This window comes from Sulfurospirillum cavolei (assembly GCF_001548055.1).
GTDB lineage: Bacteria > Campylobacterota > Campylobacteria > Campylobacterales > Sulfurospirillaceae > Sulfurospirillum.
This window is the reverse complement of the sequence record NZ_AP014724.1, coordinates 1811659-1827440: the sequence shown is the minus strand read 5'-3', so window position 1 is coordinate 1827440 and position 15782 is coordinate 1811659. Positions and strand designations below refer to the sequence as shown.

9 protein-coding genes are annotated in these 15782 nt (G+C 45.3%); all 9 read left to right on the top strand.

Going from position 1 to position 15782, the window contains the following annotated elements; genetic code table 11:
* The first annotated feature begins 6 nt into the window (after window positions 1-6).
* The 9 genes from UCH003_RS09180 (at window position 7) to UCH003_RS09140 (ending at window position 15634) form a co-directional block, all read left to right on the top strand.
* Window positions 7-1332, top strand: a complete 1326-nt coding sequence (locus UCH003_RS09180) for a TolC family outer membrane protein (RefSeq protein ID WP_060826286.1) — start codon at window positions 7-9, stop codon at window positions 1330-1332.
* Window positions 1333-1380: 48 nt separating this feature from the next.
* Window positions 1381-2022 carry a transglutaminase-like cysteine peptidase gene (locus UCH003_RS09175; protein WP_060826285.1) on the top strand — a complete coding sequence of 214 codons (642 nt, stop codon included), beginning with the start codon at window positions 1381-1383 and terminating at the stop codon, window positions 2020-2022.
* Window positions 2019-3980, top strand: coding sequence for a bifunctional diguanylate cyclase/phosphodiesterase (locus UCH003_RS09170; RefSeq protein WP_060826284.1), 1962 nt, complete (start codon window positions 2019-2021; stop codon window positions 3978-3980). Before UCH003_RS09175 ends, UCH003_RS09170 begins: the two co-directional genes overlap by 4 nt.
* Window positions 3981-3982: 2 nt before the next feature.
* On the top strand, window positions 3983-6139 hold the full coding sequence (locus UCH003_RS09165; RefSeq protein WP_060826283.1) for a type I secretion system permease/ATPase: 2157 nt from the start codon (window positions 3983-3985) through the stop codon (window positions 6137-6139).
* Window positions 6136-7461, top strand: coding sequence for an HlyD family type I secretion periplasmic adaptor subunit (locus UCH003_RS09160; protein ID WP_060826282.1), 1326 nt, complete (start codon window positions 6136-6138; stop codon window positions 7459-7461). The genes UCH003_RS09165 and UCH003_RS09160 overlap by 4 nt, the downstream gene beginning before the upstream one ends.
* 1 nt (window position 7462) lies before the next feature.
* The gene (locus UCH003_RS09155; RefSeq protein ID WP_060826281.1) at window positions 7463-8083 is read left to right on the top strand and encodes a response regulator transcription factor; all 621 of its coding nucleotides are present in this window, start codon (window positions 7463-7465) and stop codon (window positions 8081-8083) included.
* Between the two features lie 120 nt (window positions 8084-8203).
* The gene (locus UCH003_RS09150; RefSeq protein ID WP_060826280.1) at window positions 8204-9379 is read left to right on the top strand and encodes a retention module-containing protein; all 1176 of its coding nucleotides are present in this window, start codon (window positions 8204-8206) and stop codon (window positions 9377-9379) included.
* On the top strand, window positions 9282-12269 hold the full coding sequence (locus tag UCH003_RS09145) for a beta strand repeat-containing protein (RefSeq protein WP_060826279.1): 2988 nt from the start codon (window positions 9282-9284) through the stop codon (window positions 12267-12269). The genes UCH003_RS09150 and UCH003_RS09145 overlap by 98 nt, the downstream gene beginning before the upstream one ends.
* Complete coding sequence (locus UCH003_RS09140; RefSeq protein WP_060826278.1) at window positions 12269-15634, top strand: tandem-95 repeat protein; 3366 nt, start codon at window positions 12269-12271, stop codon at window positions 15632-15634. The genes UCH003_RS09145 and UCH003_RS09140 overlap by 1 nt, the downstream gene beginning before the upstream one ends.
* The last annotated feature ends 148 nt before the right edge of the window (window positions 15635-15782 follow it).

Genomic DNA, 15782 nt, shown 5'->3' with positions numbered 1-15782 from the left:
CACGGGATGAATGTTTTAAAAGTACTCTCTTTCACACTTGTTTTCCCTATTTTGGCTTTTTCTTTAACATTGGAAGAGGGTGTTACAACGATTTTATCCTCCAATCCGAAAGTCAAAGAGAGCGTCGAAGCTTACAACGGCGTGTTAAAAGAGCTCAATATCGCAGAAAACGGATATTTACCCACTTTGGACGTCGAGAGCTCGTATGGGCATCAAAGCATTAAAAACAGTGCGACGAAACAAGAACGTGAAGGTAACGTTATGGATCAAACTTCTTTGGTTCTCAATCAAAATATTTTCAACGGCTTTGCGACCGAAAATGCCATCAAGCAACAAAAAAGCAGGCTTGAAGCTGCCGCATTCGGTGTGAGCGAGAAAGCCGATCGAACGCTTTTAGCATACGTTAATGCTTATATCTCTTTACTCAAGCAACAAGAATTGATCGATTTGGCAAAGGAGAGCGTTTCGACGCACGAAGCGATTTACCGACAAATCAAAGAGCGTTCCGATGGCGGATTCGGTCGCATTTCCGAGACGCAACAAGCGGGAAGTCGTTATACGTTGGCACAATCGAATTTGATTTCACAAGAGAATAATTACAAAGACGCCGTAAGTACGTTTGAAAAGCTTTACGGAAAAAAAGTTGAAGCGGATGCCTTGGTCAAACCCGTTATGACGCTTGAACTTCCGGCGAATTTTGAAAAAATTAAAGAAAAAAGTTTGCAGTGCAACCCTTCCGTGAAAGTCCAAGAAGCTAATATCGCACTTGCCGATGCCTTGTATGAGGGAAGCAAAGCGGCATTTTACCCCAAACTCGACTTTGAAGTTGCCGGTACCGTCGGGCACGATGTTGACGGCAATAACGGACGAGACGAGAGCGTATCGGCTTTACTTAAATTACGCTATAACCTTTACAATAAAGGAAGCGACGTCTTAACGAAAGAAAAATACGCCGTTTTAAAAGTGCAAGAACAAGAAACGCTTTCCGGTACGATACGCGATTTAACCGAAAGCGTAAAATTTTCGTGGGAAAGCTATACGTCGACGCAAAAGCGTATCACTTTCTTGAAAGAACACCGCGATTACAGTAAATCGACGCTAGAGTCGTACCAACAAGAGTTTGCGATCGGTAAGCGCGATTTGATTAACCTTTTGGATGCGGAAGGCGAGTATAATTCGGCACGTCAAGCCCTTGTGGAAGCCGAAGCGGCTTTTTTGTATGCTAAATACCGCTTATTGGACAATATGGGTGTTTTAACCGCTTATTTTGATTCCGATTTTGCACAAAATTACCGCATTCCGGTGTGTTCGGCACAAAGTGTCTCCTTTTAAAATCAAAGTAGGCGATATGACATGTAATCCAACGCCCAAGAGGTAAAGATGCGCGGAAAAATCGTCTTTTTTATCTTTTGGGTCGTGCTGGCACTCTATGCGGGTACGGAATTTTTCTCACCGGAAATTTTTCAAAAGATAGAACGACTCTACGGCGGACAAGCGAAACAACGTTTGGAAGCTTTGAATCAATTGCTTGAAACACTTCAAAAAGCACCGGAAGCGCAGAAGCTAGAACATGTCAACGATTTTTTCAATCGTATGCGTTTTGCCTCCGATGAGGAGATTTGGCATCAAAAAGATTACTGGGCGACGCGGATGGAATTCATCGGTAAGGGTGCCGGCGATTGCGAGGATTTCGTTATTGCCAAATATTTTACGCTCAAACAGCTGGGCATTTCCGGCGACAAACTTTTTTTTACGTACGTTAAAGCGGTAAAATACCAGCAAGCGCATATGGTCTTAACCTATTTTGAAACGCCGACTTCCGTTCCTTTGGTTCTTGACAATATTAACGGAACCATTTTACCGGCGACGAAGCGCAACGACCTGATTCCCGTTTACAGCTTTAACGGCGATGCGCTTTATTTGGCAAAACAGCAAGGCTTAGGACAGATCGTACCTTCGGGTATGGAAAAAAACAAAAAATGGTATGACTTGGTAGATAAAATCAGAAAAGAGGGATTATGACGCTTTTTAAACAGATAATTATTGTTTTATCGATCTTGCAAACGCTGATTTTCGGCGGTGTTATGTGGTTTAATTTTCTCAGCTCCAACGAGTACGTTAAAGAGCAAGCTTACACCGATGCCCTTCATACGGCGAATTCTTTAGGGCTTTCGATCAGCTCGGTTGCAAGTTTGGACGATACGTCGACGGCGGAAGCGATGATTAATTCGGTTTTCGATAGCGGCTATTACGAAAAAATCACTTTAGAAAGTATGGATCATCGCATTTTGGTTGAAAAAGTACAAGAGGTCGTGGTTGCCGACGTGCCGGCATGGTTTATTCGCTACGTCAAAGTCGAGCCGCCCGTAGCGACTTCTCAAATTATGCTCGGTTGGACGCCTTACGGTGTTTTATCGGTTCAGCTCAATAGCGGACATGCTTACCGCCAATTATGGACGATTTTTAAAGACGTATTAATGCTCTTTGCGGGAGTGACTTGTGTTGGATTTTTTGCCTTACAGATTATTTTAACGTTGATTTTAAAGCCTTTAAAACGTGTCAAAGAGCAAGCCGAAGCTATTTTAGAGAGCGATTTTATCTTTCAAAACGATATTCCTTTTACCACGGAGCTTAAAAACGTCGTTTTTGCGATGAACAGCATGATTAAAAAAGTCAAAGAGATTTTTGAAAAAGAGTCCGAAACGCTGAAAAAATACCATGAACTTTTATACCAAGATACCGTCACGAAGATGTACAACCGTCGGTATTTCAATATCAAGTTACAGGAGTATCTTTCATCAGAAGCTAAAAACGCGCAAGGTGCACTGATTTTAATTTCGTTGAACGATTACGAGAGACTCAAACAAGCCTTAGGGTATCAAAAAAGCGAAGCGTTTATCAAAGAGACGGCCGAGTGTATAAGACGGGCGATTTGCAACCAAAAAGAGTATGTCAGCGCAAAACTCAACGAAACCGATTTTGCCGTTTTAGCACCGGCGTCCTCTCAAGAAGCGTTTGAGGTTTTATGCGATGAAATTCGCGCTATGTTACAAGACGTGACCAGGCGGTTCGATCTCAATGAAAAAGAGCATTACATCAATATCGGCTATGCGAGGTATTACGCGCATGCGGATGCGAAAGAGCTCTTTTCCAAAGCGGACTTTGCGTTGACGACCTCAAAAGCCAAAGGGGCGTTTACGATTAATTGTTTTGCCGAGCAAGCGAGCGACAAGCAGTTGGTTTTGGGCAAAGAGGCATGGACGCAAGAACTGAAAAACGCGATGGAGCAAAAACGGTTTCGCTTGGCGTATCAAAACGTGGTCGATATTCAGACTTACGATACGGTTTTTCAAAGTGAGCTTTTTTTACGTTTGGAAGATTACAACGGGCATTTGCATAATGCGGGATATTTTATGCCGATGATTACGGAGTTGAAGTTAGGCGCACGTTTGGATCATTACGTGATTCAACGAACCTACGAAGTGTTAGCGCAAAAAATATTCGTCTCTAAAGCGGTATGTATCAATTTGGGGAAAGATATTTTCTTACAAAGTAACGATTGGGCGTGGCTTGAAGAGAGCGTAGAACGTTTCAAGCAAATCGGTATTTCTTCTCTCTATTTTGAGATGCCGAGTTTAGTGGACATGCCGGTGGAAATTTTGGTGAAGTTTTCTAAATTCGTTCGAACGATGGGATATGGATTCGGGATGGATAATTTCGCGATCACGCACGAGAGTTTAAGGACGATTCAATCGATCAATCCGGCGTATATCAAAATGCAGACGTCGTATTTATTGGATCTATTCAGTGAAAACGGAAGCGACTCGGTGAAACGCTCTTTAACGATTATTACGGACAGTATGGATATTAAAGTGATCGCTACCAATGTTGAAACGGTTGAACAAAAAGAAAAATTGGCGCAAATGGGCATTGCGTATATTCAAGGCAGTTTTATTGCCGAGCCTCAATTAATAGGATAACGATGAATTCGCAACATACAGAGTATACGCAAGATCCTTTGTTATCGTGTTTGGTTCTTTTTACAAAACTCTATAACGTGCCCTACAGTGCCGAAGCGTTGATTGCCGGACTTCCGATTGAAAAAGGCATTAATTCGATTGAACTTTTTTCGATTCACGGCGGTGCTAAATCACTTTTTTCGCGTGCCGCAAAACGTGCGGGTTTTGTCAGTCGCTTAGCGCAAAAGCCTTTAGACGAGCTTTCTTCTTTGGTATTGCCGTGTATTTTGGTGCTGAAAGACCGTTCGGCATGCATTTTAGAAAGTTTCGATAACCATCGAAAACGTGCAAAAATCATTCATCCCGATCTTCCCGAAGGCGAAAACTGGGTCGATATGGAAACCTTGTCGCAAGAGTATGCCGGTTTTTGTTTTCTGTTGAAAAAAGAGTTTATTGCCAACGAAAGCCGCAATAAAATTTTAGATACGATTTCGCACAGTTGGTTTTGGGGAACGATTAAACGTTCCAAATCGATCTATATCGACGTCGTCGTCGCTTCATTGGTCGTCAATATTTTCGTGCTTGCCAGCCCCTTATTTACGATGAACGTTTACGATCGCGTGATCCCGAATAACGCCGTAGAGACGCTTTGGGTTTTAGCGTTAGGCATTTTCGTCGTTTACGTATTGGACATCGTTTTGAAGTTTTTACGAGCCTATTTTTTAGAAATCGCCGGTAAAAAAAGCGACGTGATTATGTCTTCTATTTTGTTTGAAAAAGTGATGGACCTTAAGATGGCGTCTCGTCCGAAATCGGTAGGAGCCTTTGCGAGTAATTTACGCGATTTTGATTCGATTCGCAATTTTTTGACTTCGTCGACTTTGATGGCACTGATCGATTTGCCTTTTGCGTTTATCTTTTTGTTGACGACCTATTTTATAGCGGGATATTTGGTCATCGTTCCCATCGTCTTGATGTTGATGATTTTGGGCTATACGGTCATGATTAAAACACCGATGCAAGAGAGCATCGAGAGTACGTACCAAGCTTCTGCGATTAAAAACGGTATTCTCATCGAGAGTTTGAACGCGCTTGAGACGATTAAAGCCCTCTCTGCCGGCGGGCATGCACAGTGGAAATGGGAAGAAGCCAGCGGTGAAATAGCGCAACGAAGCCTCAAATCGAAACTCCTGTCCAACTCCATTACGACCGTAACGTCGTTTTTGGTTCAACTCGACACGATTGCCGTCGTCGTTTTGGGCGTTTACATGATCAAAGAAGTGGAATTGACGATGGGCGGATTGATCGCCGCGGTTATTCTCTCGTCGCGTGCGATTGCGCCTATGGGACAAGTTGCCGCGTTGATCGCCAGTTTTGAACAGACGCGGACGGCCTATAAAGCCTTAGACGATATTATGAAATTACCCGTCGAGCGACCCAGCGGTAAAAAATTTGTTAGACGCGAGCGATTTAACGGTAAAATCGAGTTTAAGAATGTGTCGTTTGCTTATCCCGAAAGCACGAAGAATGCCTTAGAAAATGTTTCGTTTAAAATCGAAGCGGGAGAAAGAGTCGGTATTTTAGGGCGTAACGGTTCGGGGAAAACGACGATTGAAAAGTTGATTTTGGGTTTATATGCGCCGGATAACGGTTCCGTTCTAATCGACGGCATCGACATCAATCAAATCGATTCGGTAGATTTGCGTAAAAACATCGGATACGTACCGCAAGACGTCGTGCTCTTTTACGGCACGGTACGCGATAATATTATTTACAAAGCCCCTTACGTCGACGACGAAACGATTTTAAAAGCCGCTAAAATAGGAGGCGTGGACGAGTTTGTAGACAGTCATCCTTTGGGATTTGATATGCCCGTTTTGGAGCGAGGAGAGGGAATTTCGGGAGGGCAAAGGCAAAGTATCGCCGTGGCACGTGCTTTTTTGCTCGATACGCCGATTATGCTTTTAGATGAACCGACCAACTCTTTGGACAGTACATGTGAAAGTCGCATGAAGGCTTTATTGCAGGAAAATATCGGAAACAAAACGACATTGGTCATTACGCATAAGATGGCACTACTCGATTTGGTCGATCGCTTAATCGTCATCGACAACGCCAAAGTATTGCTTGACGGTAAAAAAGAGGACGTCTTGCGTCAATTGCAAGGAGGGCGTTCATGAAACAAAAATACGATGAACGCGATTTGGCGTTTATGTCGAGCCTGAGCGAAGCCGTTTTACAAAAAGTTCCCAACTCGTCTCGTAAAATGCTTTGGGTTATCGCTATTGCACTTTTTTGGCTGATCGTTTGGGCGAGTATCGCCGAAGTAGACGAATTGACGCGCGGCGAAGGCAAAGTGATCCCTTCGCAGCAACTTCAAGTCATTCAAAATTTGGAAGGCGGTATCGTCTCGGAGATTTTGGTCAAAGAGGGCGATCATGTGACCAAGGGACAGGTTTTATTGAAAATCGACGACAAAAACTTCGTCGGTTCGTTCGGCGAAAATAAATTTCGTTATATCGAACTCAAAGCCAAATCGATCCGTTTGGAAGCCGAATCAAGCGGAAACGCGTTTACGCCGCTTGAAAATCCCAGTGAAGAGATGCGAAAACAGATGGAGTATGAAAGGAGTTTATACGACTCCAATCACGAACAGCTCGGTAAAACGCTTCAAATTCTTCAAGAGCAAATGAAGCAAAAAAATAGCGAACTTTCCGAATTGGAATCCAAAGTAGCGCAACTGCAAAACAGTTACGATTTGGTGCAAAAAGAGATGAATATTATGGCACCTTTGGTTAAAAAAGGGTTGGTTTCCGAAATGGAATTTTTACAACTTAAACGTCAGGCAAGCACGATTCAAGGCGATTTACAAGCATCAAAATTGGCGATCCCAAGAGTTCAATCGGCGATTCAAGAAGCACACAATAAACTTGCCGGAGCGGAGTTGGAATTTCAAAATAAAGCCAAAAAAGAGTTAAACGAAGCCATTGCCGAAATGTCGCGGCTTCAAGAACTCCAAACAAGCTTGGAAGATCGGGTTCAACGCACTTTAGTCAGAGCTCCGGTGGACGGAACGGTAAAACAACTTTTGGTCAATACGGTCTCCGGCGTCGTGAAACCGGGCATGGATATTTTAGAAATCGTTCCTACCGAGGATACGTTGCTTATCGAGGCAAAAGTCAAACCTTCCGACGTTGCTTTTTTACGCTTGGGCTTGGATGCGACGGTCAAATTTACCGCTTACGATTTTTCGATTTACGGCGGATTGAAAGGAAAACTTGTTTTTATTAGTGCCGATACGATTACGAACGATAAAGGCGAAAGCTACTATCTCGTGCATATTAAGACGGATAAAAACCATCTGGGAACGGGCGAAAAACCGTTGGAATTAATGGTCGGTATGACGACGACGGTCGATATTTTAACCGGTAAAAAAACGGTTTTGGATTACCTTTTAAAACCTATTTTAAAGGCAAAAAACAATGCACTCAGGGAGCGCTAACATGGTTGTTTTTTATTCTTCGGATCGTGTAATCATCAACGTATGGAATGAAGCGTTCTATACGCTAAAAACAATGACATGTAGCTTTTCGCACGAAACGGAGCTGGATGATTTTTTACAAAAAAACGATACTTCCATGCTTCTTTTCGTCGATACGCGCAACCGTACGATACCCGAGATCGAACGTCTTTTAACTTCTTTGCGAGATCACTATCCTTTTGTACATATTGTTATTTTTAGTGCCATGCCGACGTATGAAGAAGGCTCGAAATGGCTGGCGTTAGGCATTAAAGCATACGGAAACGTGCATATGGCACCGATTCATTTGCATGAGATTTATCGCAGCGTTTTGGAGGGTAATATTTGGCTCTATCCCGAGTTTATTCAAACGATGATCCGAACGTTCAGCACGCAAACAACGATGTCGCCTGCGAGCCATCCTCTTTTAAAACGTTTAACGCAAAAAGAACAAGAAGTCGCACTTTTGCTCAAAAAAGGTTTGAGTAATAAAGAAATCGCTCTACATGTAGGAATTACCGAACGAACGGTCAAAGCACATTTAAGTTCCATCTTTGAAAAAACGGGTGCTAAAGATCGTTTGGCCTTAGCGCTCATTCTCTAATTTTTACCCTTCGTTTCCCCCTAAAAAAGCCCTTTAAGATTATTGTACCAAAGTACAATAGTATTTCATTTTCGATTGCGTTAGAATCATGTAAAATAAAATACATGAGGAGAGTTTGCTATGGCACTTTCTATCGGAACAATCAAGCAAATCAGCGGCATCGTAATGGCGCGTAACGCATCGGGAGAAGATCGTGTTTTAAAAGTCGGCGATACGCTCAATGCGGAAGACGTTATCAGTACGATCGGCGCAGGTTCCCATGTCGTCTTGACGCTCAACGACGGTCGAGAAATCGTTCTCAACGGGAACGATAACGTTACGTTGGATCAAAGCGTTTACGTTCATGCTCAAAATTTCGCCGATGAATCCGTCGTGCAAGGTAAAACGATAGAAGCCGTCTCCTCCAACCAAAGTGTTGAAGATATCCAAGCGGCACTTTTACGCGGAGAGGATATTTCCACTTTAGAAGCAACGGCTGCCGGAGGAGATACGGGTGCTAGTGCAAGCGGCGGTAACGTTGTCTCAGGCTTCGCCACCGCACAATACCTCGTGGGAGGAAACGAAAGTAGCGTTATCTCTGAACAACGCTCTTTAAATGCAAACCAAGATAGCAATAATACCTTGTCTTACGAAGCAGCCTCTAGCGGTACGGTGGATACCACAATACCGACGGCACCGAGCATTACCTTAGACAGCGATACGGGAAGCTCTGCGAGTGATGGCATCACCAAAACCGGTACCTACACCGTCGCCGGTATCGAAAGCGGTGCAACGGTAGAATACAGCAGTGATGGTGGAAAAACATGGAGTACCACCCCGCCAACGGCCGCGGAGGGAGTCAATACCATAGAGGTACGTCAAACCGATACCGCCGGCAACACTTCCGCACCCGCAACGCTGAGCTTTACGCTCGATACCCACGTGGCGGCACCTACGGGTGTATTGCCAGAAGACGATGGTACGAACGATACAGGCGTTTTCACTAGCGATAACATCACCGCGAATACCAAACCGACTCTCAGCGGAACAGCAGAAATGGGTAGCACCGTCGATGTGACGCTCAACGGACATATCTATACAACAACGGCAGACGCAACAGGCAAATGGAGCGTTGCCGTAGCGGATCCCTTACCGGATGGAACCTATACGCCAAGCATTAAAGCAACTGATACTGCGGGCAACAGTACTACCGCAAACGGTGAGACTTTCACGGTCGAGACAACCGGCTCCGACCCTTGCGATCAGCGCGAGCGATACCAACCTTGCCGCCGGCGAATCCACGACGATTACCTTTAACTTTAGCGAAACGCCAAGCGGTTTCGATACGAACGATATTAGCGTCGCGGGCGGAACGTTGAGTAACTTAACGCAAAGCAGCAGCGATCCTAAAGTCTGGACGGCGACCTTTACCCAAAGCGGTACGGATACGCCAAGCATTAGTGTTGCGAATGAGAGCTATACCGATCTTGCCGGTAATAAAGGTAGCGGTGCGACCTTACCGTTGAACGCAGATACCGTGGCTCCGACCCTTGCGATCAGCGCGAGCGATACCAACCTTGCCGCCGGCGAATCCACGACGATTACCTTTAACTTTAGCGAAACGCCAAGCGGTTTCGATACGAACGATATTAGCGTCGCGGGCGGAACGTTGAGTAACTTAACGCAAAGCAGCAGCGATCCTAAAGTCTGGACGGCGACCTTTACCCAAAGCGGTACGGATACGCCAAGCATTAGTGTTGCGAATGAGAGCTATACCGATCTTGCCGGTAATAAAGGTAGCGGTGCGACCTTACCGTTGAACGCAGATACCGTGGCTCCGACCCTTGCGATCAGCGCGAGCGATACCAACCTTGCCGCCGGCGAATCCACGACGATTACCTTTAACTTTAGCGAAACGCCAAGCGGTTTCGATACGAACGATATTAGCGTCGCGGGCGGAACGTTGAGTAACTTAACGCAAAGCAGCAGCGATCCTAAAGTCTGGACGGCGACCTTTACCCAAAGCGGTACGGATACGCCAAGCATTAGTGTTGCGAATGAGAGCTATACCGATCTTGCCGGTAATAAAGGTAGCGGTGCGACCTTACCGTTGAACGCAGATACCGTGGCTCCGACCCTTGCGATCAGCGCGAGCGATACCAACCTTGCCGCCGGCGAATCCACGACGATTACCTTTAACTTTAGCGAAACGCCAAGCGGTTTCGATACGAACGATATTAGCGTCGCGGGCGGAACGTTGAGTAACTTAACGCAAAGCAGCAGCGATCCTAAAGTCTGGACGGCGACCTTTACCCAAAGCGGTACGGATACGCCAAGCATTAGTGTTGCGAATGAGAGCTATACCGATCTTGCCGGTAATAAAGGTAGCGGTGCGACCTTACCGTTGAACGCAGATACCGTGGCTCCGACCCTTGCGATCAGCGCGAGCGATACCAACCTTGCCGCCGGCGAATCCACGACGATTACCTTTAACTTTAGCGAAACGCCAAGCGGTTTCGATACGAACGATATTAGCGTCGCGGGCGGAACGTTGAGTAACTTAACGCAAAGCAGCAGCGATCCTAAAGTCTGGACGGCGACCTTTACCCAAAGCGGTACGGATACGCCAAGCATTAGTGTTGCGAATGAGAGCTATACCGATCTTGCCGGTAATAAAGGTAGCGGTGCGACCTTACCGTTGAACGCAGATACCGTGGCTCCGACCCTTGCGATCAGCGCGAGCGATACCAACCTTGCCGCCGGCGAATCCACGACGATTACCTTTAACTTTAGCGAAACGCCAAGCGGTTTCGATACGAACGATATTAGCGTCGCGGGCGGAACGTTGAGTAACTTAACGCAAAGCAGCAGCGATCCTAAAGTCTGGACGGCGACCTTTACCCAAAGCGGTACGGATACGCCAAGCATTAGTGTTGCGAATGAGAGCTATACCGATCTTGCCGGTAATAAAGGTAGCGGTGCGACCTTACCGTTGAACGCAGATACCGTGGCTCCGACCCTTGCGATCAGCGCGAGCGATACCAACCTTGCCGCCGGCGAATCCACGACGATTACCTTTAACTTTAGCGAAACGCCAAGCGGTTTCGATACGAACGATATTAGCGTCGCGGGCGGAACGTTGAGTAACTTAACGCAAAGCAGCAGCGATCCTAAAGTCTGGACGGCGACCTTTACCCAAAGCGGTACGGATACGCCAAGCATTAGTGTTGCGAATGAGAGCTATACCGATCTTGCCGGTAATAAAGGTAGCGGTGCGACCTTACCGTTGAACGCAGATACCGTGGCTCCGACCCTTGCGATCAGCGCGAGCGATACCAACCTTGCCGCCGGCGAATCCACGACGATTACCTTTAACTTTAGCGAAACGCCAAGCGGTTTCGATACGAACGATATTAGCGTCGCGGGCGGAACGTTGAGTAACTTAACGCAAAGCAGCAGCGATCCTAAAGTCTGGACGGCGACCTTTACCCAAAGCGGTACGGATACGCCAAGCATTAGTGTTGCGAATGAGAGCTATACCGATCTTGCCGGTAATAAAGGTAGCGGTGCGACCTTACCGTTGAACGCAGATACCGTGGCTCCGACCCTTGCGATCAGCGCGAGCGATACCAACCTTGCCGCCGGCGAATCCACGACGATTACCTTTAACTTTAGCGAAACGCCAAGCGGTTTCGATACGAACGATATTAGCGTCGCGGGCGGAACGTTGAGTAACTTAACGCAAAGCAGCAGCGATCCTAAAGTCTGGACGGCGACCTTTACCCAAAGCGGTACGGATACGCCAAGCATTAGTGTTGCGAATGAGAGCTATACCGATCTTGCCGGTAATAAAGGTAGCGGTGCGACCTTACCGTTGAACGCAGATACCGTGGCTCCGACCCTTGCGATCAGCGCGAGCGATACCAACCTTGCCGCCGGCGAATCCACGACGATTACCTTTAACTTTAGCGAAACGCCAAGCGGTTTCGATACGAACGATATTAGCGTCGCGGGCGGAACGTTGAGTAACTTAACGCAAAGCAGCAGCGATCCTAAAGTCTGGACGGCGACCTTTACCCAAAGCGGTACGGATACGCCAAGCATTAGTGTTGCGAATGAGAGCTATACCGATCTTGCCGGTAATAAAGGTAGCGGTGCGACCTTGATTGGAATAGTATTCCTGTCGCAAAAGACGATACGTATTTGATGAACGGTTTAAAAGGGGAGTATTATGTTTATAATGATAGCGGTGCAAACTCGGATGGACCTAATTTAAGCAGCATTACTCAAGTTGAAAACTTTATAGCAAGCCAAACGACTCCGGATGCGACATTTACCGCAACGGCACTTAATTACGGAGGCGTCAGTAATAATTTAGGTAGTAGCGGTAGTTTAGCAACCTTTTTAGGTACGAATGCTACTCACTTAAGTATCGGAAATGATACGGGATCGGATGCTATTATCAAACTTACGGGAAGTATGGAATTGAGTGCAGGGAATTACTCTTTTAAAGTCACTTCCGACGACGGTTATACCATTTATATAGATGGAGTAGCAGTATCATCTTATAACGGTAATCGTTCGTCAAATGAGACGAAGAGCGACTTTTCGATTACGACAAGCGGTACACATGAAATATCGATCGTTTATTGGGATCAAGGCGGGTCAGCCGTTTTAAAAGTAGAATTAAGTAACGACGGGGGCAATAACTATCATATCCTCTCAAGTACGACGGATAATCTTACATGTCATAATGATACGTTAACGACCAATGAAGATACATCGTTGAGTATTCCTACTTCTGCTTTACTCGGTAACGATAGTGATAACGACGGAGATACGCTAAGTGTCATTGACGTATCCAATGCAATGCACGGTACGGTTTCGCTTGCAAGCGGTCATATTACGTTTATACCGGAGGTAAATTATCACGGAGAAGCATCCTTTACGTATACGATCAGTGATGGCAAAGGAGGAAGCGATACGGCCACCGTAACCTTATACGTCAATGCGGTAAATGATGCGCCGACATCGACCGATGATACAATCTCGATTACCGAGGATACGCCTTATACGCTTCATGCAAGCGATTTTGGAACTTACGGTGATATCGACGGAGATAGTTTAGTTTCGATTCGTATCGATTCTTTACCGACGAACGGAACACTTTATCTTAATGGCACGGCAGTCAGTGCTAATACGATTATTTCCGTTTCAGATATTAATAGCGAAAAATTAACGTTTGACCCAACGGACAATAGCGATGCAGACGGTTCTTTTTCGTTTAGCGTCAGTGACGGTAAAGCGTGGAGTGCTCATTCGTATACAACCTCTATAGATATTGCGGCAGTTGCCGATACTCCGTCTTTAAGTGCCACCGTCGGTTCTAGCGTAACAACATCTATACTTGTAAGTTACGGAACGACGGAACTCTTTACGGTCGATAATAACGGTACGATTACACCGATTATTAGTAATGCAAACGTCATTAGCCAAACATTCAATAGCGGTAATTTAAATGGATCGAATACCGCATCGGATTTTATTACGATTTTAGGTGACATTAACAGCAATCAAATCCACAGTATTAACGGTGCGGACGGAACAGGTACGTATGACGTTGTTTATCTGGGCAAAGGTGCATCTCACTATACATTTAGCAATATTAACGACCACAATAATGTTAATTCCGGTATGGACGGGACGTTGATTGACAAAGATACCGGTGCTTCGGTGTCTTTCAATAACATAGAAGGGTTTGTATTTGCGGACGGGTCGATTTACGGACAAAGTGCTTTCACGACGACGACTTTTACACACTATACGTTAAATATCAATTCTAACCTTATCGATCGAGACGTTAGTGAAGCATTAAGCCTTATCATTTCGGGAGTGCCCGCTGGAGCGACACTCAGTGAAGGCGTATTGCAAGCGGACGGAACATGGATGATTAGTACGAATAGCTTAGACTATACTAAAGGTTTAACGTTAAGCGTCTCTTCTTCCGTATCAAGCGATTTTGATATTACGATTCAAGCAATCGCAACGGAGCAAAACGGCGGAGATAGCGCGTTTACTTCTCAAACGGTTTCTATAGCCGTGGCGGATATTCCCGTATTAAGCGTTTCAGATATTTATGCGACGAACCAAGGTGCAACCGTAATTTCAACGAATAATAGCGATGTTGTTATTACGCAAGCCGGTACCAATACGAGTAGCGGCGTATCTCAGGCAAACCTTGAAACGGAATTGGGGCTTTCGTCCGGTTATCTCGACGGATTTAATCCAACCGGCGGTAAAGTTAGCGATCCAGGAACTGTTGACGTCATTGATGGAAAAGTATCGGAGTCTCATTATTCGTTAACGTCCGGTATGACGATTTCGTGGGATTATATCTTTAAAAACGGAGAAAATACGGTTTCAGAAATACAATACGGTTACAATGATTTAGTTGTTTTGATAGTCACGGATCCTAACGGCAATAGATCTTCAACGATTGTTTCTGCATCGGAAATAACATCGACGACATTAACCAATAGCGGTTCGTATAGTTATACGGCTACTTCAAACGGAGACTATACGTTTCAATGGCTTATTTTAAACGGAGGGGATAGTAATAAAGATTCTTCACTTTCACTCTCAAATGCTAATATTGCTCTTTCAGGATCGACAACGGCATACGGTAGTCCTATCGCTCTTCATCTTTATGCCGCTTCTTCCGATTTGGACGGTTCGGAAAGTGTGAGCGTTTCGTTAGCAGGAATTCCTACCGGTGCCATACTAACGGCAGGGACCCATAATAGTGACGGAACATGGACTTTGACGGCGGATCAATTGAAAAATCTTTATTTGCTTCCTGCCGACAATTATACCGGAACAATCAATATTACCGTCACGGCCACGGCCATGGAATCTAACGGTAGTCATGCGAGTACGAGCGATAGCTTTAGTATCGTCGTTACAGAAACAACCAATACCTACTCTTCCGCAACGGAAGGCAATGATACAATTAACGGTACTGCTTCAAACGATTTGATTCGCGGTTATGCCGGAGACGATGTTATTAATGCCGGCGATGGAAACGATGTTATCTACGGTGGTGCCGGAAACGACGTTATTAATGCCGGAGACGGGAACGATATTATCTACGGCGGTGTCGGAGCCGATAAACTCTACGGAGGAGCCGGTAACGATACGCTCGTATACGATGCCTCCGATACCGTTATCGATGGTGGGACGGGTCTTGATACGCTGTTGTTTGCTTCAAACGCAACAGTCAATTTGAGCGGTATTTCAGACGGAAAAATCGAGAGTATCGAAGTTTTAGATATGACGAAAGCCAGTATTAAAATGACGCTAAATCCGGCTGATGTTCTAAATATTACCGATGATACCAATACGGTTTTAAAAGTGCTGGGCGGTAATGATGATACGATTTCGGGTACAGGTTGGACGGCAAGTACCGATACGACGGGGTTAGATGTCGGATTTACGCGTTATGAGGCCACGGTCGGCGGAAGCACGATTAAAATCGACGTTCAAGACAGTATTGTCCATACGGATTTTAAATAATATTTTAATATACAAAAAGAGGAGAAAAAGCGTATATGCTTCTTCTCCTCTTTTTATTGCTATCGATAATTTTGACAAATAATAATTCTTTTTTGATTTTTGAAACAATTTGATGATAAAGACGTAATTTTCGTAAAAGTAACGCATT